The organism is Jeongeupia naejangsanensis (genome assembly GCF_016865585.1).
Lineage (GTDB): Bacteria > Pseudomonadota > Gammaproteobacteria > Burkholderiales > Chitinibacteraceae > Jeongeupia > Jeongeupia naejangsanensis.
In genome coordinates this window covers 246,714-272,423 of sequence record NZ_JAESND010000002.1, presented here as the reverse complement: position 1 = coordinate 272,423, position 25,710 = coordinate 246,714, and the positions used below count along the sequence as shown (strand labels likewise).

Annotated in this window: 26 protein-coding genes; 11 read left to right on the top strand and 15 right to left on the bottom strand. The window is 63.5% G+C overall.

The window, feature by feature from the left end; all coding sequences use genetic code 11:
• Entirely contained in the window at positions 1–480 is a 480-nt protein-coding gene (locus JMJ54_RS06405; protein WP_203537118.1) for a WbuC family cupin fold metalloprotein, read from the bottom strand.
• A 252-nt stretch (positions 481–732) separates the two neighbouring features.
• Between JMJ54_RS06405 and JMJ54_RS06400 the strand changes: the two genes are divergently transcribed.
• From JMJ54_RS06400 to JMJ54_RS06390, 3 genes are read left to right on the top strand one after another with little or no spacing between them, the layout of a single operon-like run.
• Positions 733–1,818, top strand: coding sequence for a hypothetical protein (locus JMJ54_RS06400; RefSeq protein ID WP_203537117.1), 1,086 nt, complete (start codon positions 733–735; stop codon positions 1,816–1,818).
• Positions 1,819–1,833: 15 nt separating this feature from the next.
• Complete coding sequence (locus tag JMJ54_RS06395; RefSeq protein WP_203537116.1) at positions 1,834–2,151, top strand: (2Fe-2S) ferredoxin domain-containing protein; 318 nt, start codon at positions 1,834–1,836, stop codon at positions 2,149–2,151.
• The gene (locus JMJ54_RS06390; protein ID WP_203537115.1) at positions 2,148–2,795 is read left to right on the top strand and encodes an alpha/beta hydrolase; all 648 of its coding nucleotides are present in this window, start codon (positions 2,148–2,150) and stop codon (positions 2,793–2,795) included. Before JMJ54_RS06395 ends, JMJ54_RS06390 begins: the two co-directional genes overlap by 4 nt.
• Here the strand turns inward: JMJ54_RS06390 and JMJ54_RS06385 are convergent.
• Complete coding sequence (locus JMJ54_RS06385) at positions 2,792–4,195, bottom strand: sensor histidine kinase (RefSeq protein WP_203537114.1); 1,404 nt, start codon at positions 4,193–4,195, stop codon at positions 2,792–2,794. The two genes, JMJ54_RS06390 and JMJ54_RS06385, sit on opposite strands and share 4 nt — an antisense overlap.
• Positions 4,182–4,859: a response regulator gene (locus JMJ54_RS06380; protein ID WP_203537113.1), complete on the bottom strand. Its 678-nt coding sequence runs from the start codon at positions 4,857–4,859 to the stop codon at positions 4,182–4,184. The genes JMJ54_RS06385 and JMJ54_RS06380 overlap by 14 nt, the downstream gene beginning before the upstream one ends.
• A gap of 200 nt (positions 4,860–5,059) precedes the next feature.
• Here JMJ54_RS06380 and JMJ54_RS06375 point away from each other — a divergent pair, with 200 nt between their 5' ends.
• The 3 genes from JMJ54_RS06375 (at position 5,060) to JMJ54_RS06365 (ending at position 9,044) form a co-directional block, all read left to right on the top strand.
• Positions 5,060–6,157 (top strand): ABC transporter substrate-binding protein, encoded by a 1,098-nt coding sequence (locus JMJ54_RS06375; RefSeq protein ID WP_203537112.1) that lies wholly within the window; start codon positions 5,060–5,062, stop codon positions 6,155–6,157.
• 78 nt (positions 6,158–6,235) lie between these two features.
• Complete coding sequence (locus JMJ54_RS06370; RefSeq protein ID WP_238999926.1) at positions 6,236–7,987, top strand: ABC transporter permease; 1,752 nt, start codon at positions 6,236–6,238, stop codon at positions 7,985–7,987.
• Positions 7,980–9,044: an ABC transporter ATP-binding protein gene (locus tag JMJ54_RS06365; protein ID WP_203537111.1), complete on the top strand. Its 1,065-nt coding sequence runs from the start codon at positions 7,980–7,982 to the stop codon at positions 9,042–9,044. The genes JMJ54_RS06370 and JMJ54_RS06365 overlap by 8 nt, the downstream gene beginning before the upstream one ends.
• 96 nt (positions 9,045–9,140) lie before the next feature.
• On the opposite strand, the gene JMJ54_RS06360 is transcribed toward JMJ54_RS06365, so the two are convergent.
• Positions 9,141–10,250, bottom strand: coding sequence for an agmatine deiminase family protein (locus tag JMJ54_RS06360; RefSeq protein WP_203537110.1), 1,110 nt, complete (start codon positions 10,248–10,250; stop codon positions 9,141–9,143).
• Between the two features lie 230 nt (positions 10,251–10,480).
• Between JMJ54_RS06360 and JMJ54_RS06355 the strand changes: the two genes are divergently transcribed.
• The 3 genes from JMJ54_RS06355 to JMJ54_RS06345 all read left to right on the top strand — a co-directional run bounded on the left by JMJ54_RS06355 (position 10,481) and on the right by JMJ54_RS06345 (position 12,756).
• Positions 10,481–11,389, top strand: a complete 909-nt coding sequence (locus tag JMJ54_RS06355; RefSeq protein ID WP_238999925.1) for a LysR family transcriptional regulator — start codon at positions 10,481–10,483, stop codon at positions 11,387–11,389.
• An 82-nt stretch (positions 11,390–11,471) separates the two neighbouring features.
• Positions 11,472–12,005, top strand: a complete 534-nt coding sequence (locus JMJ54_RS06350) for a phospholipase D family nuclease (protein WP_203537108.1) — start codon at positions 11,472–11,474, stop codon at positions 12,003–12,005.
• A 91-nt stretch (positions 12,006–12,096) separates the two neighbouring features.
• Positions 12,097–12,756, top strand: coding sequence for an energy-coupling factor ABC transporter permease (locus tag JMJ54_RS06345; RefSeq protein WP_203537107.1), 660 nt, complete (start codon positions 12,097–12,099; stop codon positions 12,754–12,756).
• Here the strand turns inward: JMJ54_RS06345 and JMJ54_RS06340 are convergent.
• Together JMJ54_RS06340 and JMJ54_RS06335 are read right to left on the bottom strand one after the other, a co-directional pair.
• Positions 12,753–13,316, bottom strand: a complete 564-nt coding sequence (locus JMJ54_RS06340; protein WP_203537106.1) for a GNAT family N-acetyltransferase — start codon at positions 13,314–13,316, stop codon at positions 12,753–12,755. The two genes, JMJ54_RS06345 and JMJ54_RS06340, sit on opposite strands and share 4 nt — an antisense overlap.
• A 59-nt stretch (positions 13,317–13,375) precedes the next feature.
• On the bottom strand, positions 13,376–14,656 hold the full coding sequence (locus JMJ54_RS06335; RefSeq protein WP_203537105.1) for an NAD(P)/FAD-dependent oxidoreductase: 1,281 nt from the start codon (positions 14,654–14,656) through the stop codon (positions 13,376–13,378).
• A gap of 156 nt (positions 14,657–14,812) precedes the next feature.
• Here JMJ54_RS06335 and rlmM point away from each other — a divergent pair, with 156 nt between their 5' ends.
• Positions 14,813–15,871 (top strand): 23S rRNA (cytidine(2498)-2'-O)-methyltransferase RlmM, encoded by a 1,059-nt coding sequence (gene rlmM / locus JMJ54_RS06330; protein ID WP_203537104.1) that lies wholly within the window; start codon positions 14,813–14,815, stop codon positions 15,869–15,871.
• Between the two features lie 87 nt (positions 15,872–15,958).
• Entirely contained in the window at positions 15,959–16,378 is a 420-nt protein-coding gene (gene mscL / locus JMJ54_RS06325) for a large conductance mechanosensitive channel protein MscL (protein ID WP_203537103.1), read from the top strand.
• A 94-nt stretch (positions 16,379–16,472) separates the two neighbouring features.
• Here the strand turns inward: mscL and JMJ54_RS06320 are convergent, their stop codons facing one another.
• From JMJ54_RS06320 to gyrA, 9 genes are all read right to left on the bottom strand, one after another.
• Positions 16,473–17,549: a calcium:cation antiporter gene (locus tag JMJ54_RS06320; RefSeq protein ID WP_203537102.1), complete on the bottom strand. Its 1,077-nt coding sequence runs from the start codon at positions 17,547–17,549 to the stop codon at positions 16,473–16,475.
• Between the two features lie 123 nt (positions 17,550–17,672).
• Positions 17,673–18,770, bottom strand: coding sequence for a histidinol-phosphate transaminase (gene hisC, locus JMJ54_RS06315; RefSeq protein WP_203537101.1), 1,098 nt, complete (start codon positions 18,768–18,770; stop codon positions 17,673–17,675).
• A 66-nt stretch (positions 18,771–18,836) separates the two neighbouring features.
• The gene (locus JMJ54_RS06310; protein ID WP_203537100.1) at positions 18,837–19,424 is read right to left on the bottom strand and encodes an LOG family protein; all 588 of its coding nucleotides are present in this window, start codon (positions 19,422–19,424) and stop codon (positions 18,837–18,839) included.
• 72 nt (positions 19,425–19,496) lie between these two features.
• The gene (gene pheA, locus JMJ54_RS06305; RefSeq protein WP_203537099.1) at positions 19,497–20,576 is read right to left on the bottom strand and encodes a prephenate dehydratase; all 1,080 of its coding nucleotides are present in this window, start codon (positions 20,574–20,576) and stop codon (positions 19,497–19,499) included.
• 3 nt (positions 20,577–20,579) lie between these two features.
• On the bottom strand, positions 20,580–20,786 hold the full coding sequence (locus JMJ54_RS06300; RefSeq protein ID WP_203537098.1) for a hypothetical protein: 207 nt from the start codon (positions 20,784–20,786) through the stop codon (positions 20,580–20,582).
• A gap of 4 nt (positions 20,787–20,790) precedes the next feature.
• Positions 20,791–21,888 (bottom strand): 3-phosphoserine/phosphohydroxythreonine transaminase, encoded by a 1,098-nt coding sequence (gene serC / locus JMJ54_RS06295; protein WP_203537097.1) that lies wholly within the window; start codon positions 21,886–21,888, stop codon positions 20,791–20,793.
• Positions 21,889–21,946: 58 nt separating this feature from the next.
• A complete protein-coding gene (locus JMJ54_RS06290; protein ID WP_203537096.1) occupies positions 21,947–22,366 on the bottom strand; it encodes a PaaI family thioesterase in 420 nt (139 codons plus the stop codon).
• Positions 22,366–22,821, bottom strand: coding sequence for a PaaI family thioesterase (locus JMJ54_RS06285; RefSeq protein ID WP_203537095.1), 456 nt, complete (start codon positions 22,819–22,821; stop codon positions 22,366–22,368). The genes JMJ54_RS06290 and JMJ54_RS06285 overlap by 1 nt, the downstream gene beginning before the upstream one ends.
• Positions 22,814–25,546 carry a DNA gyrase subunit A gene (gene gyrA, locus JMJ54_RS06280; RefSeq protein WP_203537094.1) on the bottom strand — a complete coding sequence of 911 codons (2,733 nt, stop codon included), beginning with the start codon at positions 25,544–25,546 and terminating at the stop codon, positions 22,814–22,816. The genes JMJ54_RS06285 and gyrA overlap by 8 nt, the downstream gene beginning before the upstream one ends.
• Positions 25,547–25,710 lie beyond the last annotated feature (164 nt).

Sequence of the window (25,710 nt, the reverse complement as noted above, 5' to 3'; positions counted from 1 at the left end):
TCAGCGGGCGAAATGCGCCAGCATGCCGGCCAGAAAAGCCTCGACGCCGGGTTCGCCTTCCGACGGCGCCCAGACGGGCTTTTCCGCTGCGCCCAGCGCAGCATACGGACCGGCCTTGCTCTCGAAGAACACCGAACCGGCCTCGAGCGCGACCAGGCTGTGGAATACGCCCGGCGCGACATTGACGCCAACCGTCTCGCCGCCAGCGACGAGTTCGCGCGTTGCGGTCACCGCGCCGGTCTCGTCAAACAGCAACACACCGATGCGGCCGTACAGCACGATCAGCGTTTCTTCCTTGTCGGCGGCCAGATGGCAATGCGGCTGGATATAGGTTCCGGGCTCGAGCGCATTGAGCAGCCGGTGACAGGCATCGTCATTGCCGGTGTGGAAATTGCGGTTCTTGCGCAACCGGGGACTTTGCGCCGCCTCGGCGCTGAGTTCGTTCAGCAGATTGCGATCGATGAAGGTCGGCGACGTCATGCAGGTACTCCAGATGAAAAAAAACCCGGAAACGTAAACGGATCCGGGCCACCAACAACATCTACAAAGGAGAAACCATCAAGACGCAAATCTCGCATCCCAACAGAACCTTGAATTTACCTGAGGGTCTGGAAGATTGTCAAATCAATTCAATAGCTTGCAGAAATAGAAAGCATATTCCATGCCAAAGTCATTAACCCCTCCAGACCCACCCCGCACGGTATAATTGCGCTTTTGCTCCTGGCCAGCCCCATGTACCTGCCCGATCCCCGCCTCTACCCCCGCGTCAACGCCAAGAACCCGGTCATTCGCAGCCTGATGGCCTTTCTGACCGCCAGCGAACCCGCGGATGCAAAGCAAAAGCGGCAGGTGCTGGACGAGGTGGTTCGCGAACTGTTGCTAACCGGTGATCACTACGGCCTGAATGGCGCATTGACACAAGCGCCAACGCAGGATGCGTACAAGGTGCTGTGGAAAACGCTGCGCGATGCCGTCGAGCAGCCGCTCGGTAACGTCGCCCATGCCGTGCCGTTCGCCCTGCCGATCGTCTTCGTCGCCGGCCAGAAAGGCGAGACCGAACTGCCGGGCGAAGCCGATGCACAGGCGATTGCTGCTTTGCTGCGCACGCACGGCGTGATCGCCGCCGACGCCGATGTCTGGCTCGGCAGCGCCCTCGTCGGCGCAGATCAGCTGGCCGCGATCAATCCGACCCAACTGTCGCGCTGGCAAACGCAGATCACCGCTGCCGAAGCACTGCCGGCCGAACTGGTGTCGGCACCGATCAGGTTCAAGGACGAGGGCGTGTTCATCCGCTATCTCGTCGGCGTGGCCATGCAGCCGTCCGGGACCGATCCGGTCATCCGTCTCGGTGGCGCGGTCGGCGGCTGGGGCATGCCGCTGGCGCAATTGCTCAGCGACGGCTTCAAGAAGCCGGGCCTGACCCTGTTCCCGATCCCGCGCGTACCGCAAAGCTGGCTCGCCGCGCAGGAGTCCGGCCGGGTCACCGTGCTCGAAACCCGCCTGCAGGTCGCCGCCAGCAACGCGATCCGCAGCATTCGCGGCAAGGGCCGCACGCCGGTGATCACGCTCGCGGCGCATGAAGGCGGCGAAATCCGCATCACCTTTTCCAGCCGCGAGGATGCCGAACGCTGGGAAGGTTACGTCTGGCCGCTGGCACCGCTCGACACAGCCGAACAGGTGCATGCCTTTGTCGATGACCTGATGCGCGAATGCCAGGTCGACGACGTGGTGGTGATCGAAACGATCCAGCCCGACCTCGATACCGACGGACTGCCGTTCTTCGTTACCGCGCACAACCGTCCGGTCCAGCCGCAGTAAATCTCGGGGGCAACAATGAGCTACTACAAGCACCATGTGTTTTTCTGCCTGAACCAGCGCGATCCGGGCGAACGCCAGAGCTGTGCCAACTGCGGCGCTGTTGCCGCATGGGAGCACGCCAAGGCTCGCGTCAAATCGCTCAAGCTCGCCGGCCCCGGCGGCGTGCGCATCAACAAGGCCGGCTGTCTGGAACGCTGCGAGGAAGGCCCGGTGATCGTGATCTATCCGGAAGAGACTTGGTACACCTATATCGACGAGAGCGACATCGACGAAATCGTCGACGAACATCTCGTCAACGGCCGCGTGGTCGAACGGCTGAGGCTGAAATTGTGAACGCTCCGCGCAAAGCCCCCGCGTTCGAGTTGCTCGACATCGCCGGGCCGGCCGGCAAACTCGAATGCCTGCGTCTTGATTCCGCACTCGACACCGTCCGTGGCATCGCGCTGGTCGCGCACCCGAATCCGACTGAGGGCGGCACGTTCACCAACAAGATCGTCCACACACTGGCCAAGACACTGTCCCGGCTCGGTTACATCGCCTACTGCCCGAACCTGCGCGGTGTCGGCAATTCCGAGGGCGAGCACAGCCGTGGCCTGCACGAGCCCGACGACATGGCCGCAGTGCTGGCCTTCGCGCGCGCGGCGCATCCGGGCTCCGACAAGCTGGTGCTCGCCGGTTTTTCGTTCGGCACCTATGTGCAGTCACAGCTGCGCCAGCGGCTGGGTGACGACGAGGTAGAGGGCATGATCCTTGTCGGTCCGGCGACCAGCCGTTACGCCGACTACCCGGCCGTGCCGGCCGACACGCTGGTGATCCACGGCGAGGAAGACGAAGTCGTGCCGCTTGCCAGCGTGTTCGACTGGGCACGGCCGCAGCAGCTGCCGGTCATCGTCGTTCCCGGCGTCGGCCATTTCTTCCATGGCCGGCTGATGCAACTGGGCGAGATCGTCGACAAACAGTGGCGGCTGCGCGGCTAGGACGACTCCTGCGCAGCGCGATCGACCGGAAAATCCACCGTCACCGTCAGGCCACCGCCCGGCGTGTGCGAGAGCGCAATCAGCGCATCGTGCAGCCGGGCGATTTCATGCACGATCCCCAGGCCCAGCCCACTGCCCTCGACCTGCGTGCCGGCGATCCGGTAGAAGCGCCGGAACACCTTGTCGCGCTCCTCCTCGGGGATGCCGGGGCCGTTGTCGACCACCTGCAGCCGCGCGTGGCCATCGACCGGGGCGCAACGCACCGTCACCATTTTGCCCGGCCCGGCGTAGCGGATCGCGTTGTCGATCAGGTTGCCGACCAGTTCCTGCAGCAGTTCGGGGCGTCCCGACAGCGTCGCCGCAACGTCGCCTTCGAAACCGAGATCGACGCCGCTACGGCGTGCCACCGGCGCCCAGTCGAGCGCGACTTCTCGCGCCACGCTGGTCAGATCGACATCGCTGTAGGTGACGACAAGAAAATGGTCCGGTGCCAGCCGGGACAGCGACAGCAGCTGCTTCACGCCGCGTGATGCGTGCCGGACGGTATCGAGCGTTTCGGCCAGCTGTTTCTTCACCACCGGCAGGTCGTCCTCGCGCAAGGCCAGTTCGACCTTGGCCTGCAGCACCGCCAGCGGCGTTTTCAGCTGATGTGCCGCGTCGGCGAAAAAGCGGCCGCGGTCGTTGAGGATGCGCTCGATCCGCGCGATGTACTGGTTCATCGCCTCGACCAGCGGCTTGAGTTCGGCCGGCAGCTCGGTCGCATCCAGCGGTTGCAGGTCATCGGCATCCTTCTCCTTGACCTTGGCCGACAGTCGTCGCAGCGGTCGCAGCCCGAGGCTCACCGCGAGCAGGACGATCCCCAGCGCCAGCGCCACCAGCACCAGATCCTGGATGATCGCGCCGACCAGAATCTGCCGCGCCAGCTCGCGCCGCGATTCGGGCGTCTCGCCGGTCAGCACCCACACGGTTCGCGCCTGCGCGGTCGCGACGTCGTGGACGCGCTGACGCGTCGCTGCGACGCGGATCGTTTCCCCCTTGTAGTCGGCGTCGTAGAACAGCGGCTTGTAGTAATCCTGTTCGCGATGACGCGGCAGCGGCAGATCCTTGTAACCGGTCAGCTCGGCGCCGTTCTCCTCGACCACCCGGTAGTAGACCCGGCCCGAGGCATTGGCTTCGAACATTTCCAGTGCCAGATACGGTATGTCGACGACGATCTTCCCGTGCTGGATCGAGATGCCCTCAACCATGGCCTTGTTCGACGTGAACAGGCTGCGGTCGAATGCCGCATCGGCCGATTGCCGGGCGCGGTGATAGGTCAGGACGGCATCGACGCTGAGCAGTACCAGCAACGGAATCAGCAGGCAGACCGTCAGATAGCGGCGCAGGCTACGCCGTGGCATCACGCACTTCCAGCAGGTAACCGAGGCCACGCAAGGTCACGATGGCCACGCCGCTGCCTTCGAGCTTCTTGCGCAGCCGGTGGACGTAGATCTCGATCGCATCGGGACTGCTCGATTCATCGAGGCCGAAAATCTTTTCGGACAATGCGTCCTTGCTGACCGCCTTGCCGCCGCGCAGCAACAGCACCTCCAGCACGGCGTGCTCGCGCGGTGTCAGGCTGAGCGGGCCGCCGGGCAGGCTGAAGACCCGACTGACGCTGTCGTAGCGCAGCGGCCCGAGTGTCTGTTCGGCACTGTCGAACCCGTGGCTGCGACGAATCAGCGCCCGGGCACGCGCTTCGAGCTCGGTCAGATCGCAGGGCTTGGTCAGGTAGTCGTCGGCCCCAAGATCGAGCCCCTTGACCCGCTCGTCGATCGAGCCATGCGCGGTCAGGATCAGCACCGGCACCTTGTTGCGCCGTTGCCGCAGTCGCCGCAGCACTTCCAGGCCGTCGAGCTTGGGCAGGCCCAGATCAAGAATCACCAGCGCGTAATCCTCGGTGCGCAGCACCTGGTCGGCGTCCGCGCCGTTATGCATGCAATCGACCGCAAAGCCGCACTGAATCAGGGCACGACTCAGCGAATCGGCGAGCGAAGGATTGTCTTCAACGAGGAGCAAACGCATGGTGGTACCCGGTCATCCAGTGGCAGTTTCAGTATCGTCAGCCCTTCCAACCCGCACCATCGGGGATCGCCGCAACAGCAAAATGCATCGATCTGGTGCCTGGAAAGCAAATTGAAAGCGCTGCGCGCATAGGATCGTTTCACACGGATGAAACACATCCGCGAAATCCGAGCCTAAACGGCCAGATTCTGGAGATCGATATGAAGCGCATTACCCGTTTTGCCCTGGCCCTGGCCAGCTGTTCCGTCGCCGGTCTCGCCGCAGCAGCGAGCATTCCGGCTGGGTATCCGAGCAACTACGCCGCGATTGTCAGCGCGGCCCAGAAAGAGGGCAAGGTCGTTGTTTATTCGGTGACCGACAGCGCAGCGGTCAAGCCACTGATCAAGGATTTCGAATCCATGTATCCGGGCATCAAGGTCGAATACAACGACATGAACAGCACCGAGCTGTACAACCGCTTCATTTCCGAGAGCGCGGCCGGTGCCACGACCGCCGACTTCCTGTGGAGCTCGGCAATGGACCTGCAGATCAAGCTCGTCAACGACGGCTTCATCGCCAGCTACGCCTCGCCGGAAACGCCCAAGCTGCCGGCGTGGTCGGTGTACCAGAACCAGGCCTACGGCACGACCTTCGAACCGATCACCATCGTCTACAACAAGCGCCTGCTCAAGGCCGAGGAAATCCCGCAAACCCACGCTGATCTGGTGCGCATCCTCAAGGCCAACCCGGACAAGTTCAAGGGCAAGGTCACCACCTACGACATCGAGAAATCCGGCGTCGGCTTCAGCTATCTGACCCAGGACGTGCGCGTCGGCGGCGCTGCCACCTGGGACATGGTCAAGACCATGGGCAGCACCGGGCTCAAGCTGCAGTCGTCGACCGGCGCGATGATGGAACGGATCTCGTCGGGCGAGAACCTGATCGGTTACAACATCATCGGCTCGTACGCCTTCACCAAGGCCAAGAAGGATCCGTCGATCGGTTATGTCTATCCGAAAGACTACACGCTGGTGATGAGCCGCCTTGCGTCGGTGACCAAGTCGGGCAAGAACCCCAATGCCGCCAAGCTGTGGCTGGACTACTTGCTGTCCAAACGCGGCCAGACCATCCTCGCCAACGATGCCGACCTGTTCTCGCTGCGCACCGACGTCGACGGCGAAACCTCGATGGCCGGCCTGACCAAGCAGCTGGGCAGCAGCCTCAAGCCGATCCAGGTCGGCACCGGCCTGCTGGTCTACCTCGACCAGGCCAAGCGGCTGGAATTCCTCAAGCAATGGCAGCAGGCGGTCAAGAAGTAAACGCCGTTCGACGCTGATTCCTCCCTCTCGCATGACATCGCGCCGCAGCCTTCCGGCTGCGGACGCTGGAGTATTGCCATGAGTTCTACCACTTCGATGCGGGTCCCGCTGCCGGCGTCGTCCGGCAACGCCGGCCGCAGCCGCGAATGGCGCGTCTGGGCCGGCTTCGGTCGCTGGCTGACGATCGCGATCGCGGTCACGGTTGTCGCATTGCCGCTGTCGCTGATCCTGTTCCAGAGCTTCCTGAGCGCGCCGTTCTTCATGCCGAACAAGACGTTCTCGCTCGACGCCTACCGTTTTGTCTTCGACGATCCCGACTTCTATTCGGCGCTGAAAAACACCTGCGCCATCGCCTTCGGCATGCTGTTCATCGCCGTACCGATGGGGGGCATCCTTGCCTTCCTGATGGCCCGGACCGACCTGCCCGGCCGGCGCTGGCTCGAACCGCTGCTGCTGACGCCGGTGTTCGTCTCGCCGATGGTGCTCGGCTTCGGCTACGTCGTCGCCGCCGGCCCGGTCGGCTTCTACTCGGCCTGGTGGATGTCCACGTTCGGCACCGAAGCCGCACCGTGGAACATCTACTCGCTGTGGGCGATCACGCTGATCGCCGGCCTGACCCACGTGCCGCACGTCTACCTGTACGCGTCGTCGGCCCTGCGCAATCTCGGCTCCGACGTCGAGGAAGCCGCACGCGTCTCCGGTGCCAGCCCTTTCCGCGTCGCCAAGGACGTCAGCCTGCCGATGGTGATGCCGTCGCTGCTGTTCGCCGGCGTGCTGGTGTTCTTCCTCGGCTTCGAAGTCTTCGGCCTGCCGCTGGTACTCGGTGACCCCGAGGGTCATCTGGTGCTGACCACCTATCTGTACAAGCTGACCAACAAGCTCGGCATTCCGTCCTACCACCTGATGGCTGCGGTCGCCGTGCTGCTGATCATGGTCACCTTCCCGCTGGTGCTGCTGCAACGCCGGCTGCTGCGCAACGCCGGCCGCTACATCGCGGTCAAGGGCAAGGCAGCCCGCCAGCATGCACTGCCGCTCGGCGCATGGCGCTGGGTTGCGCTGGCCATCGTCACCCTGTGGCTGATCGTGACCGTGTTCGTGCCGCTGTCGGGGATCACCCTGCGCGCCTTCGTCAGCCACTGGGGCGTCGGCGTGCCGCTGCTCGAAACGCTGACCCTGTCCAACTTCACCGATCTGTTCGAGAACGACAGCTTGGTGCGCGCCATCGTGAACAGTTTTGGCGTCGGCATCCTCGGCGGTGCCGCTGCGGTCGCCTGCTACACCGCCGTCGGTTTCGCCGGTCACCGCCGCAACGACTGGGGCAGCAAGCTGATGGACTACCTGGTGCTGGTGCCGCGCGCCGTACCGGGCCTGCTCGCCGGCCTCGCCTTCCTCTGGGTGTTCCTGTTCGTGCCGGGGCTGAAGGAGTTCAAGAGCTCGATGATCTCGATCTGGCTGGCCTACATGGTCGTGTGGATGGCCTACGGCATGCGGCTGATCCAGGGTGCACTGATGCAGGTCGGCCCGGAACTCGAGGAAGCCGCGCGCAGCGTCGGTGCCACCCGTGGCCAGACCAGCCGCCACGTCACGCTGCCGCTGATCAAATCCGGTCTGCTCGCAAGCTGGCTGCTGGTGTTCATGATCTTTGAACGCGAATACTCGACCGGCGTGTATCTGCTGTCGCCGGGTACCGAAGTCCTCGGCGCACTGATGGTGTCGCTGTGGGCCACCGGCGCAGTCGATCAGGTTGCCGCCCTTTCCGTCATCAACATCCTCATGGTCGGCGCCGGTCTGGCTGTCGCCCTGCGTTTCGGAGTGAAACTTCATGACTAAGCTCATCGTTGAAGACCTGCACCTCAGCTACGACGCCACCGAAATCCTCAAGGGCGTGTCGTTCCACCTGAAGGCAGGCGAAGTCGTCTCGCTGCTCGGCGCCTCGGGCAGCGGCAAGACCACGCTGCTGCGCGCCGTCGCCGGGCTCGAACAACCGTCCAGCGGGCAGATCCTGCTCGATGGCAAGGCGCTGTACGACGGCGCCAAGGACATCAACCTGCCGGTCGAGCAACGTTCGCTGGGCCTCGTGTTCCAGTCGTACGCGCTGTGGCCGCACCGGACGGTGTTCGACAACGTCGGCTACGGTCTCAGCCTGCGCAAGGTGCCGCAGGCCGAGATCAAGCAACGGGTGCAGAAGGCGCTGGATCAGCTCGATCTCGGCCATCTGGCCGAACGCTTCCCGTTCCAGCTCTCCGGCGGACAGCAGCAGCGTGTCGCCATCGCCCGGGCGCTGGTCTACAACCCGCCGGTGATCCTGCTCGACGAACCGCTGTCCAACCTCGACGCCAAGCTGCGCGAAGAAGCCCGTGCCTGGCTGCGCGAACTGATCGTCTCGCTCAACCTGTCGGCGCTGTGCGTGACCCACGACCAGACCGAAGCAATGGCGATGTCCGACCGCATCCTCCTGCTCAAGAACGGCAAGATCGAACAGGAAGGCACGCCGGCGGAGCTGTATGCCGCACCGAAGTCGCTGTACACCGCCGAGTTCATGGGCAGCAACAACAAGCTCAGCGCCAAGGTCGTCTCGGTCGAGGGTGAACAGGTCAAGCTCGCCGGCGACGGCTGGGAGCTCAACGGCCTCGCCCGCGACTGGCTCACCGCCGGCAACGACGCGCAGGCCGTGATCCGGCTCGAACGCGTCCGCGTCGTCGACGGCCCGGGCGACAACCGGATCAAGGCCAAGCTGATTACCGCGATGTACCTCGGCGACCGCTGGGAATACCTGTTCCATCAGGGCGGGCTGCGCTTCCGCGCCTACGGCGGCGAACCGCGCGATGCCGGCGATTACTGGGTCGAATTCCCGGCCAACGATTGCTGGGTGTTCGCGACGGCCTGATCGATTACATGTTTCCGGGTTTGCGGCGGGCTGGTCCCGCCGTTTTTTTTGCCTCGGAAACAGCCGCTACCCGCAGACCCGATGGCGCCACCGCGTTCAGGCAGGCTGTTGCTGGGTCGTGCAATGAATGCCGCCACCGCCAGCAGCAATGGCATCGATATCGATCTGGACGACCTCGCGTTCCGGAAACACGTCGCGCAGCACGTCGCGACAATGGGCATCGGTCTTGGCATCGCCGAATTCGGGAGCGATCACCGCGTGATTGCACAGGTAAAAGTTGATATAACCGGCGGCGAAATCGTCGCGCCGGTATTCGGGACGGATACTGCCGGCGGCGGGGATGACGATCACCTCCAGTTTGCGTCCCTTCGCATCGGTCGCCTGACGCAGTACGTCCAGATGACGCCGGGTCACCGCGTGATCGTAGGACGCCGGGTCGGGATCGTAGTGGGCCAGCACCACGCCGGGGCCGGCGAAGCGCGCATAGAAATCGGTGTGCCCGTCGGTAATGTCCTTTCCCGCAATGCCCGGCAGCCAGATGATCTTCTGCAGCCCCAGCAGTCGTTTCAGTTCGGTCTCGCATTCGGCCTTGCCGACGCCCGGATTGCGATTTCGGTTCAGCACGCAACTGGCCGTGATGATGGCGGAGCCTTCGCCATCGACCTCGATGCCGCCCCCCTCCAGCACCAGCGTGCTGTTCAGCAGCTGCGCCCTGGCGTGGCCAACGGCAAACCGGGCCACTTCGGCATCGTGGGCATGCGCCTGTTTGTTGCCCCAGCCATTGAAGTTGAAATCCACGCCGCCGATCTGGCCAAGTTCGTTCTTCACGAAAACCGGGCCGGTGTCCCGCACCCACAGGTCGTCGACTTCCCTGACGATCAGATTCACATTCGCCCCACACATCCGGTGCGCAACGTCGTAATCACGCTCACGCACCAGCATGTTCACCGGCTCGAACCCGGCAATGGCACCGGCGATGCGGGCCAGGCTCTCGCGGGCGCCCTGCTGCAGCCGGCGGCCCCAGATGTCCTCGCTCGGGCCGAACGCCATCCAGGTGGCGGCATGGGCCTCGCCTTCATCTGGCATGCGCCAGCCGGTGCCCGCGGCAACCGCCGTACCGATCAGATTGCCGCCAAGGCTGCCACCCAGTACGCCGGCCAGCATGCCGCCGGCTGAAGCTTTCAGAAAATTGCGTCGAGTGGTCATCGTGTACTCCACGTGTTCGTCATGTGAATGATGGCCGGCCGCTGCCGCGCCGGACAATGCCGGTCGCTGCCTCCGATCGGAATGCCGGCGACCGGGGTGCTTCAGAGCGGCCCTTGTCTGCCTCCCTGATTGACGCAGCTATTGTCGATCGCATCACACTTGATGAAAATTGATGTTTATTGTGCCAACCAATCAGTTTTTCTCATATGTCGAATCCGGACATTCCATCCTTGCGTTTGCTGATGGGCTTTGAAGCTGCCGCCAGACTGGGCAGCTTTTCGCGTGCAGCCGAGGAACGCTATCTGTCGCAGTCGGCCATCAGCCACCAGATCCAGCAACTGGAGGAGCAGATCGGCCAGCCGCTGTTCAGCCGGGTGGGACGCGGCGTCGAGTTGACCGTGGCCGGCGAGGTCTTGCTGCGCAGCGTGCAGCTGTCGCTGAACACGCTGCGCAGCGGGCTCGGACGCGTTGCCAGCTATCTCGATCCCGGGCTGGTGGTGCTGGTCTGCCCGGCACCGCTGCTGCAAGGCTGGTTGCAACCCCGGCTGGACAAATTGCGGCATGCCCTGCCGGCGCTCTGCCCGCTGTTCTCCACCGACGAGTCCGCACGGTTTGTGGACGAGCTGGATGTCGACATCAATATCGTCGCGCGTCCCCTGCAGCAGCGCGGGCTGCTGGAAGCCCCGTTCCTGCAGGACGAATGGATCGTTGTAGCGGAACCGGGGCTGGCCGCGCAGCTGGCAGACCGGCCGATGGCAGAACACGCCCGGCACGCCGAGCTGATCTGTCTCGAGGAAAGCATCACCCACGACGAGAGCGCCGGCCTGTTTCTCGGCCCGCTGGCCGGGTTTCGCAAACGGCTGGTTTACGACGATGCGCGCCTGCTGCTGGATGGCGCCAAGCGGGGCATGGGGATTGCCTGCATCTCGCGCCTGCTGGCAAGCGAGTCGCTGGCCCGGGGAGAGCTGGCGTTGCTGCCCGATTACCCCCGGCTGCCCGGCCGGCAATGGTGGCTGTCACGCGTCGAAGGCGAGACCCGTTCTCCGCTGGTGCGGCAGCTGTTTGACTGGCTGCGGGCCGAGGCGGACGAACCCGGCCGGGACACGCAATCGTCACGGACGGCACCGCCTGACCTGTGAATTGTGGCAACCGGCCCGCATTTGGCGCCATAACAGGGCCGGGCAGGCGTAATGTTGCGATTGCACACCGGAGCACATCCTCATGCAATGTCACTCGTGGTTCAGGCCGTTCGCCCTTGCAGCCCTTCTGGGACTTCCCGCCGTTTCGTTGGCTGCGCCTGGCGTCGAGGTCGGTTTTTCGCCCGAAGGCTCGGCACAGTCGATGGTGCTGCAGCTCATCGGCAGCGCGAACACAAGCATCCGGATGATGGCCTACAGCTTCACCGCACCGGACATCATGCAGGCGCTCGTCGCCGCACGGGCGCGCGGCGTGGACGTCCGGGTGGTCATCGACAAGAAACGCAATCAGGGCAAGGCCAGCCAGTCCGCCATGGCATATGTCGCCAGTCACGGCGTGCAGCTGCGGATCGACGATCACTACAACATCCAGCATGACAAGGTGATCATCGTCGACGGCAAAACGGTGGAAACCGGCTCGTTCAACTACGCGCCATCAGCCGAAACCGAAAACTCGGAGAACGTGCTCGTCTTGCGCGACCTGCCCGACATCACCCGGCAGTACATGGCGCACTGGCAGTCACGCTGGGATCTGGGCGTGCCATACACGCCGCAGTAAGCGCGAGCCTGGCCACGAATCCGGCCGCGCCGGCTGCAAGCCACGGCCGGCTGCACTAAGATGCCGGCTGTCGCCCCGCTCCCACCCCGGCATGAACCTCGTCTCGTCGCAATTTCCGCTCTGGCTGCTCGCGTTGTCGTGGTTCGCCGCCACGCTGCTGCTGATCCGCGCCGCGTTGCGGGTACCGTGGTTCGCGCTGTCGCAATCGGCGCTGACCGGCTGGCTCGGTGCCACCGTCGTCGCCTTGCTGTTCTGGCAGATGAAGGCCAACATCCAGCCCGGGCTCAGTTTCCACCTGATCGGCGCCACCGCGCTCACACTGATCGCCGGGCGCGATCGCGCCCTGCTCGGCCTCGCCGCCGCACTTGCGATCGACACCGGCTTCGGTCATGCCGAATGGGGCGCGTTCGGGCTGTCCTGGCTGATCATCGCCGCGCTGCCCTGTCTGCTGACCCAGGCCTTGTTGCGACAGGCACAGACCCGGCTGCCGCTGAACTACTTTATCTACATCTTCCTCAACGCCTTCGGCGCGGCGGCACTGTCGATGTGGCTGGTCGGGCTGCTGACCTGCAGTCTGCTGGCGATCTTCGGCCCGTATGCGCTCGACTTCCTGCTCGAAGAACAGCTGCCGTACTACTTCCTGATGGGCTGGCCCGAAGCATTCACCACCGGTACCAATCTGGCACTGCTGGTGATCTACCGGCCGCAGTGGGTCGCGACCTTCGACGATGCCAAATATCTGGCGGACTAAGCGCCGGAACCACGCCACTCACGGTGCAGCAGCGCGTAGTCGGCCAGATCGAGGAAATCGCCCTCCTTGAACTCGCATTCGCGCCGGGTCCCTTCATGGACGAAACCCAGATCCGCCAGCAGCGCGCTGCTGCGTACGTTTTCCGGCTCAACCTCGGCGGCCACCCGGTGCAGCGCCAGCGCACCGAAGCCGTAGTCGAGTACCGCGGGCAGACACTCGCGCATCACCCCGTGCCCCCAGTATTCGGGCAACAACCAGTAGCCGATGTCGGCGTGGCGATGCTCGTGATGCCGGTCGTTGAAACCGCAGGCGCCGTACAGCACCTCCGGCGTTCCAGCATCGGCAATCGCCCACCAGATCCCGCTCTGCTCGGCAACAATCTGGCGAAACCAGTCCATCTGCTCCTGCGTGTCGTCGAGCGTCGCGTACGACACACCGTAATGTGCGATGACCTGCGGATGGGACAAGCCGCGAAAAACCGCGTCGATATCCTGCTGGACGAATTCGCGCAGCACGAAGCGAGCGGTTTCAAGCGTGGGGAAATCAGCGTACTGGGACATGAAATGGCACTGGAGAATGAGTGCTGATACAGACCGGGGGATCCGGTATCGGTTCCACCTCAGCGCCGCTCCCAAGCGGGACTGACGCCGAAATCGGCGGCGATGGCCAACGCCGATGTCACCGCGGACTCCGGCAAGCCATCCCCGGTCCATGCACCGGCGTACCAGCTGGCGCGATGCCCCTGAAGCTGCGCAAGCCGTGCCTGCGCCAGCGTCGCGTCATGGTCGAAAACCGGAAACTGCCGTTCGAAACGCAGAAAAGGCGAATCCGGTTCGATCAGCGGATCAACGGTCAGCAGCAAGGGCGTTTTCAGTGTCAGATGCTGCAACAGGTCCAGCCGATCGCTGAGGCATACCGAAGACACGGCAGCACTGCGGCACAGGTAGTTCGATACCGCCCACGCCTTGCGCCGGCGTGGCAACAGCCGCCGGTCTGCATGCAGCCAGACCGAACCGCCACGACAACGCAGCACATCGAGTACGGCGGTTTCGTCCGGGTCCGCGTCGGCCAGCAGCGACCGCGTGACCGGTGCTTTCGCCGCCATGATGACCGCATCGAAACGTTCGACGCAGTGGGGCGTTTCGACCAGCACACCCAACGGCTCGCGCCTGATCGCGATTACCGGCGTCGCCATGCGAAGCTCGCCGACCTGCCCGGCCAGCTTCGGCAACCATGACCGCCCGCCACCGTAAACGCTGCGCCAGACCGGCCGGCCGAAACCGCGCTGCAGACCATGGGTGACAAAGACGCGCAGGAACATCGTCGCCGGCATGTTCAGCACGTCGATTGCCGGATCGGACCAGATCATCGCGGCAACCGGCAGCAGGTAGCCGTCCCGAAACGCGCGGCCATAGCGGGTCCGCGCCAGCAACTGCACCATGGTGAAACGCGTCACGATCGCATCGAGCCGCAGTTCCTCGGCATGGCGACGAAAGTGCCGGGCATCGGCAAGCAGGCCGAAAAAGCCCGGGGACAACAGATTGCGCCGCTGGGCGAACAACGTATCGATGCCGGTGTCGGCCCATTCGTGCCTGCCCGCATCGAACGACACGCCCAGCGTGGCCGGACAGCCCATGGTGCCGGCGCCCAGCACGTCGAGCAGCGCGGTCAGGTTCGGGCTTGCCGTCATGCTGAACCGGGACAAGCCGGCGTCAACCGCCCACGTCTGCCCGTCGAGTGTGACGTCGACGGTCCGGCGGCACAGGTCGGCGGCGGCCTCGAACAAGGTCACCCGGTACCGCTGCGACAGCAGTCCGGCCGACACCAGCCCGGCCAGGCCCGCGCCGATCACCGCGATGCGGCTACCCGGGCCGGGTACCGCATCGCCTTGCGTACGCATGCTTCGCTCCCGTCAAGGCCCACGCCTACCAGATTAGCACCGGCGACCGGCGTGGATCGCGAGGACCGAGCACCGGCACATGGCGGATTACCGGATTGGCGCCCCGCAAAGCGGGCAGTAAATGCGTTATCCTCTGCGGTTTTGCGAGTCGCCGCGATGAACCCAGCCCTGCTGCTGTATTGCCGCCCCGGCTTTGAAGCCGACTGCCAACAGGAATTTGCAGCCCGTCATCCGCTCGATGGCCGCTGGCAAACCGGCGTGGGCTATGTGCTGTTCGAAGCCGACGACAGCTACGAACTGGCGCAACTGCACCAGAGTCTCGACGTCACCCAGCTGATTTTCACCCGACAGGTCCTGCTGACACTGGCCAAGGTCGAACTCGGCGAACGCGACCGTCTGACGCCCATCACCGATGCGCTCGACGCACTGGATGCGCGCTATGCCGCACCGTGGCAGGCCGTCTGGCTCGAACACCCGGACAGCGACGCCGGCAAGCCCCTGTCGGGTTTCTGCAAGCGCTTCGGCGCCATCGTCGAAGCCGCGCTGCAAAAGCGCAAGGCGCTCGACGCGCGGCGCGGCCGCTACCGCCTGCACCTGTTCTTCACCTCGATGTCCGAAGCCTGGATTGCCTTCGCCAAACCGGCGCTGGCCAGCCCGTGGCCGCTCGGCATTGCCCGCGTACGCATGCCTACGGGTGCGCCGAGCCGCTCGACGCTGAAGCTGGCAGAAGCGCTGATGATGCTGGTCCCCGAAGTCGAGAAAAAAATGAAACCGGGCATGGTCGGCGTCGATCTGGGGGCTGCGCCGGGCGGCTGGACCTTCCAGCTCGTCAGCCACGGCCTCAAGGTCTTTGCGATCGACAACGGCCCGATGAAGGGCGATATGGCGATCCACCCGCATGTGAAACACCTGCGCCAGGACGGCTTCAAGTTCCGCCCGCCCAATCCGGTCGACTGGCTGGTCTGCGACATGGTCGAACAGCCGGCACGCATCGCCCAGCTGATTGCCGACTGGTTCACCCGCGGTCATGTTCGCCACGCGGTGTTCAACCTCAAGCTGCCGATGAAGAAGCGCTGGGCCGAAATCGAGCGTTGTTTCGACCTGATCGACAACGCGCTGTACAGCGCGGGCATCGATTACGAACTGACCGCCAAGCAGCTTTACCACGATCGGGAAGAGATCACCTGTTACCTGACACGTACCAAAGTGCGTTGACAGTATTTGGGCTGCCTGACTAGGCTTACAAAAATGCGGCCGGCTTTCTGCCCGTCAGGCTTTGCAAACCATCATGGAGATATAACAATGTTCAAGGAATTCAAGGAATTCGCCATGCGCGGCAACGTCATCGACCTCGCGGTCGGTGTCGTCATCGGCGCGGCGTTCGGCAAGATCGTCGACTCGCTGGTCAAGGACGTCATCATGCCGCCGCTCGGCTTCCTGATCGGCAAGGTCGATTTCGCCAACCTGTTCCTGACGCTGTCGGAAGGCAAGATCCCGGGCCCCTACGCCTCGCTCGATGCGGCGCAGAAAGCCGGTGCGGTCACCCTGAACTTCGGCGTCTTCATCAACACCATGATCAGCTTCATCATCGTGGCGTTTGCGATCTTCCTGGTCGTCAAGGCCATGAACAAGCTCAAGCGCGAAGAGCCGGCGGCTGCACCGGCCTCCCCGCCGGAAGACGTACAGCTGCTGCGCGAAATCCGCGACCTGCTGAAGAAGTAAGCATCAGCACCAAAGAAAAAAGCGCCCTGTGACGGGCGCTTTTTTCTTGCCTGCTTTCGCCGGCGGCTTGATCGCAGCCGGCGTAGCCCGGTCTTTACGGTACGACAGCGAAGAAGAAGAACGACGCGAAGATCACCAGATGCACGATGCCCTGCAGCACCGTCGTTCGCCCGGTCGCCAGACTCATCGAGCCGACCAGCAGCGTCAGCGCGAGCAGCACGGTTTCCTTCATCGGCAGTCCCAGCAGCAGCGGCTTGCCGGTGAAGACGAAGATGATCGCGACGGTGGGAATCGTCAGACCGATCGTCGCCAGCGCGGAGCCAAGCGCCAGATTCAAACTCGTCTGCAGCCGGTCGGCACGTGCAGCACGTGCAGCGGCAATGCCCTCGGGCAGCAGCACCAGACCGGCGATGACGATCCCGACCACGGCTTCGGGTGCGCCGAAGCCCGCCACGGCGCGCTCGACTGCCGGTGACAGCAGTTTGGCCAGACCGACGACGGCGACGAGGCACAGCAGCAGCAGACCGACACTGATCCAGGTTACCCGCAAGCTCGGGGGCGCCGCGTGTGCATCGGCGCTCGAGCCTTCGGCAAGGAAGTAGTCGCGGTGACGAATCGTCTGCACGAACACGAATGTCCCGTAGAGCAGGAGTGAAACGACGCCGATAAACGCCAGTTGGGTCGATCCGAGGAACGGCCCCGGTATCGACTGCGCGTAGCTTGGCAGGATCAGCGTCAATACCGACAGCGACGCGAGCACCGTCATCGCCGTGCTGGCACCGCGCAGCTGGAAGTCCTGCTCCCGGTGCCGCAAACCGCCGAGCAGCAGGCACAGGCCGACGATCCCGTTGCAGACGATCATGATCGCCGCGAACACCGTATCCCGCGCCAGCGCTGCCTTGGCCTCGCCCCCCGGCAGCATGACCGAGATGATCAGCGCGACTTCGATCACCGTGACCGCCAGCGCCAGCACCAGCGTGCCGAACGGTTCGCCGACCCGGTGTGCAATGACTTCGGCATGGTGGACTGCGGCAAAGACGGTGCCGGCCAGCGCCATCCCGACCAGCAGCAGGAACAGCGTCGCCTCACCGGCAAACGGCGACGCAAACATCGCGCCCCAGGCAATGACGGGCAGCGCCCAGGTCCAGCGAGGTATCGTGTTCAGCGACAATATATGCTCCTTGATTCAAGCCGCACGCAGGCGGATTCCGGTTGATGGGATAGAGAAAACTTAGTACCGCCCGCTGCCGGAAGCGAGCCGATTTCAGGCCCGCCGACGCAACGCAGCGGCCAATCAGTCGTCCATGGCTTCGTCGAGCACGGCGATGAAGCGGGCATTTTCCTCGGGCAGGCCGATCGATACGCGCAGGCTGTTCGGCAGCCCGTATCCGGCCAGCGGACGGACGATCACGCCGCGCTCGAGCATGAAGCGGTTCAGCAGTTCGGCATCACCGCAATGGAAGGTGACGAAATTGCAGTAGCTCTGGATGAACGACAGCCCGAGCCGCTGGAATGCCGCGGTCAGCTGCACCATCCCGGCCTGGTTGACGCGGACCGATTCGGCAAGGAAGGCGTCGTCGTCGAGCGCCGCGCAAGCGGCCGCCTGCGCGAGGCTGTTGACGTTGAACGGCTGGCGCAACCGGTTGAGCAGATCGGCCACTTCCGGCGACGCCAGCGCCATGCCGACGCGCAGGCCGGCAAGACCATAGGCCTTCGAGAACGTCCGCACGATGATCAGGTTCGGAAACTGCCGCAGCCAGGCGATCGAATCGGAGCGCTTTTCGCGCGGCAGGTATTCGGTGTACGCCTCGTCGAGCACCACCAGCACATTGTCCGGACACAGCTCGAGGAATTCGATCAGATCGCCGGGGCGCGCGAGGGTTCCCGTCGGATTGTTCGGATTGGCAATCCAGACGATCCGGGTGTCCGGCCGGATGGCCGCGCGCATCGCGTCGAGATCGTGACCGTAGTCGACGGCCCGCACCGTAATCCCCTCGGCCCCCATTGCCTGCACCGCCAGCGGATAAACCGCGAACGCATACTGTGAATACACCGACGAGGTGGTCGGCGTCAGGAAGGTGCGTGCGATCAGATCGAGCACATCGTTCGAACCGTTGCCGAGCACGATCTGGCTTTCGCCGACGCCGAACTTCCGGGCAATCTTCGCCTTCAGCTCGAAGCCGTTGCCATCCGGATAGCGTGCCAGTTCGCCAAGCTCGCGCTCGATCGCCGCCCTCGCCTTCGGCCCGATGCCGAGCGGATTTTCATTCGACGCCAGTTTGACGATGGTCGCCGGGTCCAGCCCCATTTCCCGCGCAAGCTCGCTGATCGGCTTGCCCGGCTGATAAGGCGCGATGGCGCGGATGTAGTCCGGCGCGAGTGTTGCGAGCATGCGGTCTCCCCTGTGTTCTGGTGTGTCGTTTTGTGCCACCGATGGTGGCTGATGGTGGTTACGGTATCAGCTCTTCGTCAGCAGATCCGCCTTGGCCCAGCGCGCCGGCAGCACCGGCGTGGCGACCAGCGTGTCCAGCAGTGCGGCCGGGGCGCTGGCAACGGCAATGCGTTCGACCTCGGCTTCGCGGACAAACCCCTCCGTCACGGTCTGCCGGATGAAGCCGAGCAGCAGGTCGAAGTAACCCTCAGTGTTGAGCAGGCCGACCGGTTTGCCGTGCAGGCCGATCTGCGCCCAGGTCAGGATTTCGAACAGCTCGTCGAACGTGCCGAAGCCGCCGGGCATTGCGATGAAACCATCGGCCAGCTCGGCCATTTTCGCCTTGCGCGTATGCATGGAATCGACGACCAGCAGCTCAGAACACGCGGACAGCGCCAGCTCGCGCTCGACCATGAACTCTGGAATCACGCCGACAACGCGACCGCCCGCATCCAGGCAGGCGTGCGCAACATCCCCCATCAGCCCGACATTGCCGCCACCATAAACGAGCGCAATCTGCCGTTCGGCCAGCTGACGCCCGAGCGCCTTGGCCGCCTCAGCGTATTCGGGACGGACACCGTGACGCGAGCCACAAAACACCACGAACGATTTCATCGTTCCTTTCTCCCAATCAGAATGAAACAAGCCCGGCAATAGCCGGGCCTGTCGGATGGCAAACCGCGACGCTCAAAGCACCGCCAGCGGATACGTACCCAGCACCTTGACGAAGGCCGATGTCGAACGCAGTTCGTCGAGTGCGGCAATCAGGTTCGGATCGCTGACGTGGCTTTCCACGTCGACGAAGAACAGGTACTCCCACAAACCGGTGCGGCTCGGCCGCGACTCGAACTTGGTCATCGACACGCCGTGGCGCGCTAGCGGCTCGACCAGCGCATGCAGCGCGCCGGGCTTGTTCGGCGCGGAAATCACCAGCGAGGTCTTGTCCCGGCCGCTCTTGCTCACGTCCTGATAACCGAGGACGAGGAAGCGCGTGGTGTTGTTCGGTTCGTCCTCGATGTTCTCGGCCAGCTTCACCAGCTGGAACTTCTCGGCGGCCGCATCGCCGGCAATCGCCGCCGCGCTCGGGTCGAGGCTGGCCAGACGCGCCGCTTCGGCATTGCTCGCCACCGAAATGCGCTCGACTTCGGCCGGCAGGTTGCGGTTCAGCCACTCGTGACACTGCGCCAGGCTCTGTGCGTGCGAATAGACGCGCTTGATGCCGTCCTTGGTCGGACTCGCCCGCAGCAGGTGATGGTGAATCCGCAGTACGACCTCGCCGCAGATTTTCAGCGGCGAACTCACCATCAGGTCCAGCGTGCGGCCGACTGCGCCTTCGGTCGAGTTCTCGACCGGCGCAACGACATAGTCTGCTGCGCGGGCTTCGACGGCGCGGAACGCATCGTCGATCGACGCACAGGCCTGCGTCGCCGCAGCGTGGCCGAAATGCTTGATCGCCGCAGCCTGGCTGAACGTCCCTTCCGGGCCGAGAAACGCGATCGTCAACGGTCGTTCGAGCGCCAGACACGCCGACATGATCTCGCGGAACAGCCGTGCAACGGTTTCGTCCGGCAGCGGCCCGCGGTTGAGTTCGCGGATGCGCGTCAGCACCTGCGCCTCGCGTTCCGGCCGGTAGACGATGCCGCCGCCCTTGATCTCGCCGATCGTGTGGGCGTGCTGTGCACGCTGATTCAGCAGTTCGAGCACCTGCGCATCGATCGAATCGATCGCGTCGCGGTGTGCTTTCAGTTGTTGTTCTTGATCGGCCATCTTCTATTTACCCGGTTCGAAACGGGCCGCATCGATGATCGACCACAAGTGAATGATCCAGCCCATGAGAATGACCCACAGCGCACCGGCAAGCACGAACATCAGCAGTGCGATCAGCGGCCGCCCCTGCAGCAGTTGCCCGAGGCCGGGTACGAAGAAGCTTGCCAGCGCGGCCAGTACGTTGCCGCCCGATCCTTGTCCGGATGCCATGCGCTTACCCATGAGTCCGCGCGAACTCGCGCATGAAGGAGGTCAGTACCTGCACACCCTCGAGCGGCATCGCGTTGTAGATCGACGCACGCATGCCACCGACCGAACGGTGCCCCTTGAGCTGCAACAGTCCGGCGGCCTTGGCATCGCCAAGGAAGGCATCGTCGAGCGCGTCGTCATGCAGCATGAACGGCACGTTCATGCGCGAGCGGAACGGTTTTTCGACCGGGCAGGTGTAGAAACCGTTCGACGCATCGATCGCTTCGTACAGGAGTGCAGCTTTTTCGATATTGATCTGTTCGACCGCTGCCAGACCGCCCTGCTCCAGCAACCACTTGAAGACCAGACCCGCGACGTAGATGCCGAAAGTCGGCGGAGTGTTGTAGAGCGACTCGGCATCGGCGTGCACGCTGTAGTCGAGCATCGTCGGCGTCGACGGCCGCGCGTGACCGAGCAGGTCTTCACGCACGATCACCAGCGTCAGGCCCGACGGGCCGATGTTCTTCTGTGCACCGGCGTAGATCAGGCCGAACTTCGACACGTCGACCGGACGCGACAGGATGTTCGACGACATGTCGCAGATCAGCGGAACCTCGTTCCCACCGAAGGCCGACTGCGGAATGAACGGGAACTCGACGCCGCCGATCGTTTCGTTCGAGCAGTAATGCAGGTAAGCAGCATTGGCGCTGCGCTGCCAGCCGGCTTCGGCCGGAATGCTGCTGAAATGACTGTCCTCGCCCGATGCCGCGATATGGACATTGGCAAAGCGGCGCGCTTCCTTGATCGCGATCTTCGACCAGTGGCCGGTATTCACGTAGTCGACCGTATCGCCTTCGCGCGACAGGTTCAGCGGCAGCATCGAGAACTGGAAATGCGCGCCGCCCTGCATGAACAGCACCCGGTAATTCGACGGGATGTTCAGCAGCTTGCGCAGATCGGCTTCGGCTTCGTGAATGATCTGGGTGAACTCGCGACCGCGGTGGCTCATCTCCATCACGCACATGCCGCTGCCGTGCCAGTCGACCAGTTCTTCCTGAACGGTCAGCAGCACATCACGCGGCAGCACCGCAGGGCCGGCACTGAAATTGAACACTGGGCTCATGCTTCGCTCTCTCGGTAAGGCCGGCTCGTACAGGCCGGTGAATTCATCGTTCCCGGGCTCAGGCCAGCAGGAAGTGGGCTCTTGCGGTGGCGATCGGACGGGCCTCGTCGTCCTGCCAAGCGCTCATCAGTACGTTGGCCACCCGTCGTCCCTGACGGACGATTTCGCAGCGGGCATAAAGATCCTGTGGCCGACCCGCGCGCAGGTAATCCAGCGAAAAATCGACGACCCGCGGCAGCACCGACGCTTCGTGTGCCCACATCAGGTGCAACACAGCCGCGTTCTCGAGAAAGCCGCCAATCACGCCACCATGCAGTGCAGGCAACAGCGTGTTGCCGATATTGGACTCGCGAAAAGGCAGCACGAACAGCGGCGATCCGTTGTCGTCGCGTACTTCGGCGCCGATCAGCCCCGCATACGGGATTTTCGCCAGCAGGCCGCTCAGGTCGGCCACGTTACGGATATCGGTGTGGGACATCAGCCCTCCTTGCCGTGGCTGGTGCCGCGCGCGAACGTTGCAACGGCATAGGCAACCGGCTTGGTGATGTCGTCCTGAAACGCCGTCGCCCGGGTAAACGCGATATGTTCGGTCAGCCGGTAGCATTCGGCGGTACAGAAAATCGACGCATCCGGCTTGGCCGGCCGGAGGTAATCGATACGCAGGTCGAGCGTGGCGATCACTTCGGGCGCCGGCAGCAGCGTGAACAACGATGTACCACTGGCCGTGTCGATCAGCGTCGTCACTGCGCCGCCGTGGACTACGCGGGTTTCCGGGTTGCCGATCAACGCATCCTGGAAAGGCAGCTCGAGCGTCACCTTGCCTGCTTCCGAAGCGACATGTCTGAGACCAAGGGTCCTGCATTGCGGCAAGCCCTCGAACCACGTCATGACTTCGGCAAAGTAGGCCGGTACCGCTCTCGCTGCATCAGGCATCGCCAGACTCCGTTTCGCCGCCACCAGCGGCTGTATCCACATCCGGTGCGTCGTCGGCCACTTGTGCGCCCTCGACCTCGCTCTCGTCGTCCGAATCGGCTTCGCAGACGATTTCCAGTCCCGACAGCAGTTCGCCTTCGTCGAGGTTGATCAGCCGGACGCCCTGTGCCGCGCGACCCGTTTCACGGATCTGCGCCACCTTGGTCCGGATCAGCACGCCGCCGGTCGTGATCAGCATCACATCGTCGGATTCTTCGACCAGACTTGCCGCCACCAGCTTGAGGCCCGTCTTCTCGGTCAGATCCATCGCGATCACGCCCTGGGTACCGCGGCTAGTCAGGCGGAAGTCACCCACCGGGGTCCGCTTGCCGTAACCACCATCGCTGGCGGTCAGCACCATCTGGCTGTCCGAGTTCGCAACCAGCAGCGAAATCAGCTTCTGGTCGTCGCCCAGCTTCATGCCGCGCACGCCTCTGGAGTTGCGCCCCATCGGTCGCACCTTGCTGTGGCTGAAACGCACCGACTTGCCTGCATCGGAGAACAGCATGACCTGATCGCCTTCAACGATCTGGTCTTCGTCCGCGCTTTCGTCGTCGATCACGACGTCGTCGTCCAGCGCAGCATCATCGTCGAGCACCGGTCCACCGGCACCACGCGTCAGCGCCACGCCGATCAGGTAATTGCCTTCATCCAGATTGATCGCGATGATCCCGGCGGTACGCGGGCGGGAGAAATCGGTCAGCGGGGTCTTCTTCACCGTGCCGTCAGCGGTCGCCATGAAGACATACTTGTCTTCGCTGAACTCCTTGATCGGCAATACCGCATTGATCTTTTCACCCTCTTCCAGCGGCAGCAGGTTGACGATCGGCTTGCCACGGCTGGTACGGCCGCCCTGCGGCAGCGTGTACACCTTGAGCCAGTAGACCCGACCGCGCGAGCTGAAGCACAGGATGTAATCGTGCGTATTGGCAACGAAAAGCTGGTCGATGAAATCGTCTTCCTTGGTCGCCGCTGCCTGCTTGCCGCGACCACCACGCTTCTGCGCGCGGTATTCGTCGGTCGGCGTCGCCTTCATGTAACCGCCATGCGTCAGCGTGACGACCATGTCCTGCGGCGTGATCAGGTCTTCGAGGCACAGGTCTTCACCGTGGGCGATGATCTCGGACTTGCGAACGTCGCCAAAGGCCGTCTTCACCTCGTTCATTTCGTCGGCGATGATCTGCGTCACGCGTTCCGGACGCGCCAGGATGTCGAGAAGATCGAGGATCTTCTCCATGATGTCCTTGTACTCGGCAACGATCTTGTCCTGCTCCAGACCGGTCAGGCGCTGAAGCTGCATTTCCAGAATGCGCTGCGACTGCGCTTCGGACAGGCGATAGCCGTCCTCGCCCAGGCCGTAGATGACATCCAGACCATCCGGGCGCGACGCGGTGGCATCGGCACGGGCGAGCATCTCCTCGACCAGCGACGAACGCCAAGTCCGGCTCATCAGGCCGATCTTGGCTTCAGCCGGCGTCGGCGCAGCCTTGATCAGCGCGATGATCTCGTCGACATTCGACAAGGCCACCGCAAGGCCTTCGAGGATATGGCCGCGCTCGCGCGCCTTGCGCAACTCGAACACGGTGCGGCGGGTGACGACTTCACGACGGTGCTTGAGGAAGCACTCGAGCACCTGCTTCAGGTTCAGCAGACGCGGCTGGCCATCGACCAGCGCGACCATGTTGATGCCGAAGCTGTCCTGCAGCTGAGTTTGCTTGTACAGATTGTTCAGTACGACATCGGGCACTTCACCGCGCTTGAGTTCGATCACCACGCGCATGCCGGATTTGTCCGACTCGTCACGGATTTCGCTGATGCCCTCAAGCGACTTCTCGCGAACCAGATCGCCGATGCGTTCGAGCAGACGCGCCTTGTTCACCTGGTACGGCAGCTCGTCGACGATGATCGCCTGCTTGTCGCGCGACACGTCCTCGAAATGCGTACGGGCACGCATCACCACGCGGCCGCGGCCGGTGCGGTAGCCTTCGCGCACGCCATGGACACCGTAGATGATCCCTGCGGTCGGGAAGTCCGGTGCCGGAATGATGTCGATCAGTTCGTCGACGGTCAGCTCAGCATTGGCCAGCAGGGCCAGCGCGGCATCGACCACTTCATTCAGATTGTGCGGCGGGATATTGGTCGCCATACCAACGGCAATACCGGAAGAGCCATTGATCAGCAGGTTCGGAATCCGGGTCGGCAGGACTGTCGGCTCGAGTTCCTTTTCGTCGTAGTTCGGCGTGAAATCGACGGTTTCTTTGTCGATATCGGCCAGCAGTTCACTGGCAATTTTTTCCAGCCGGCATTCCGTGTACCGGTAGGCAGCCGCATTGTCACCGTCAATCGAACCGAAGTTGCCCTGACCATCAATGAGCGTGTAGCGCAACGAGAAGTCCTGGGCCATCCGCACGAGGGCTTCATAGGCTGCCGAGTCGCCATGCGGGTGGTATTTACCCAACACATCACCGATGACGCGTGCGCATTTCACATACGCGCGATTCCACACGTTGTTGCTTTCATGCATCGCGAACAGGATGCGCCGGTGCACGGGTTTCAGACCGTCACGCACATCGGGCAGCGCACGTCCCACGATGACGCTCATGGCGTAATCAAGGTAGGAGCGACGCATCTCCTCTTCTAGGCTGACGGGAATCGTTTCTTTGGCGAAGCTAGGCTGTTCGGACATCTTCCAGATCAATCGCTGGGCGCTGAAGCGCGAGGAAAGAGAACTTCTTGACTGTGTGGAAATGGCCAATGCTGCTCAGCATCGCGCAAAACCACGCCAGCTCAGTGTAACATGACCCTCGGCACGCTCCAATTTCGTTGCAACGGCAACAAAAATTCACGTGC

Excerpts from the sequence above, each read along its gene's own strand:
- JMJ54_RS06350 (WP_203537108.1), top strand. The coding sequence starts at position 11,472 with ATGCAATGTCACTCGTGGTTCAGGCCGTTCGCCCTTGCAGCCCTTCTG.
- JMJ54_RS06405 (WP_203537118.1), bottom strand. The coding sequence starts at position 480 with ATGACGTCGCCGACCTTCATCGATCGCAATCTGCTGAACGAACTCAGC.
- JMJ54_RS06370 (WP_238999926.1), top strand. The coding sequence starts at position 6,236 with ATGAGTTCTACCACTTCGATGCGGGTCCCGCTGCCGGCGTCGTCCGGC.
- hisC (WP_203537101.1), bottom strand. The coding sequence starts at position 18,770 with ATGCTCGCAACACTCGCGCCGGACTACATCCGCGCCATCGCGCCTTAT.
- JMJ54_RS06345 (WP_203537107.1), top strand. The coding sequence starts at position 12,097 with ATGAACCTCGTCTCGTCGCAATTTCCGCTCTGGCTGCTCGCGTTGTCG.
- JMJ54_RS06310 (WP_203537100.1), bottom strand. The coding sequence starts at position 19,424 with ATGAAATCGTTCGTGGTGTTTTGTGGCTCGCGTCACGGTGTCCGTCCC.
- JMJ54_RS06285 (WP_203537095.1), bottom strand. The coding sequence starts at position 22,821 with ATGCCTGATGCAGCGAGAGCGGTACCGGCCTACTTTGCCGAAGTCATG.
- JMJ54_RS06335 (WP_203537105.1), bottom strand. The coding sequence starts at position 14,656 with ATGCGTACGCAAGGCGATGCGGTACCCGGCCCGGGTAGCCGCATCGCG.
- JMJ54_RS06300 (WP_203537098.1), bottom strand. The coding sequence starts at position 20,786 with ATGGCATCCGGACAAGGATCGGGCGGCAACGTACTGGCCGCGCTGGCA.
- JMJ54_RS06365 (WP_203537111.1), top strand. The coding sequence starts at position 7,980 with ATGACTAAGCTCATCGTTGAAGACCTGCACCTCAGCTACGACGCCACC.
- serC (WP_203537097.1), bottom strand. The coding sequence starts at position 21,888 with ATGAGCCCAGTGTTCAATTTCAGTGCCGGCCCTGCGGTGCTGCCGCGT.
- JMJ54_RS06400 (WP_203537117.1), top strand. The coding sequence starts at position 733 with ATGTACCTGCCCGATCCCCGCCTCTACCCCCGCGTCAACGCCAAGAAC.
- gyrA (WP_203537094.1), bottom strand. The coding sequence starts at position 25,546 with ATGTCCGAACAGCCTAGCTTCGCCAAAGAAACGATTCCCGTCAGCCTA.
- JMJ54_RS06380 (WP_203537113.1), bottom strand. The coding sequence starts at position 4,859 with ATGCGTTTGCTCCTCGTTGAAGACAATCCTTCGCTCGCCGATTCGCTG.
- JMJ54_RS06340 (WP_203537106.1), bottom strand. The coding sequence starts at position 13,316 with ATGTCCCAGTACGCTGATTTCCCCACGCTTGAAACCGCTCGCTTCGTG.
- mscL (WP_203537103.1), top strand. The coding sequence starts at position 15,959 with ATGTTCAAGGAATTCAAGGAATTCGCCATGCGCGGCAACGTCATCGAC.
- pheA (WP_203537099.1), bottom strand. The coding sequence starts at position 20,576 with ATGGCCGATCAAGAACAACAACTGAAAGCACACCGCGACGCGATCGAT.
- rlmM (WP_203537104.1), top strand. The coding sequence starts at position 14,813 with ATGAACCCAGCCCTGCTGCTGTATTGCCGCCCCGGCTTTGAAGCCGAC.
- JMJ54_RS06375 (WP_203537112.1), top strand. The coding sequence starts at position 5,060 with ATGAAGCGCATTACCCGTTTTGCCCTGGCCCTGGCCAGCTGTTCCGTC.
- JMJ54_RS06290 (WP_203537096.1), bottom strand. The coding sequence starts at position 22,366 with ATGTCCCACACCGATATCCGTAACGTGGCCGACCTGAGCGGCCTGCTG.
- JMJ54_RS06360 (WP_203537110.1), bottom strand. The coding sequence starts at position 10,250 with ATGACCACTCGACGCAATTTTCTGAAAGCTTCAGCCGGCGGCATGCTG.
- JMJ54_RS06385 (WP_203537114.1), bottom strand. The coding sequence starts at position 4,195 with ATGCCACGGCGTAGCCTGCGCCGCTATCTGACGGTCTGCCTGCTGATT.
- JMJ54_RS06395 (WP_203537116.1), top strand. The coding sequence starts at position 1,834 with ATGAGCTACTACAAGCACCATGTGTTTTTCTGCCTGAACCAGCGCGAT.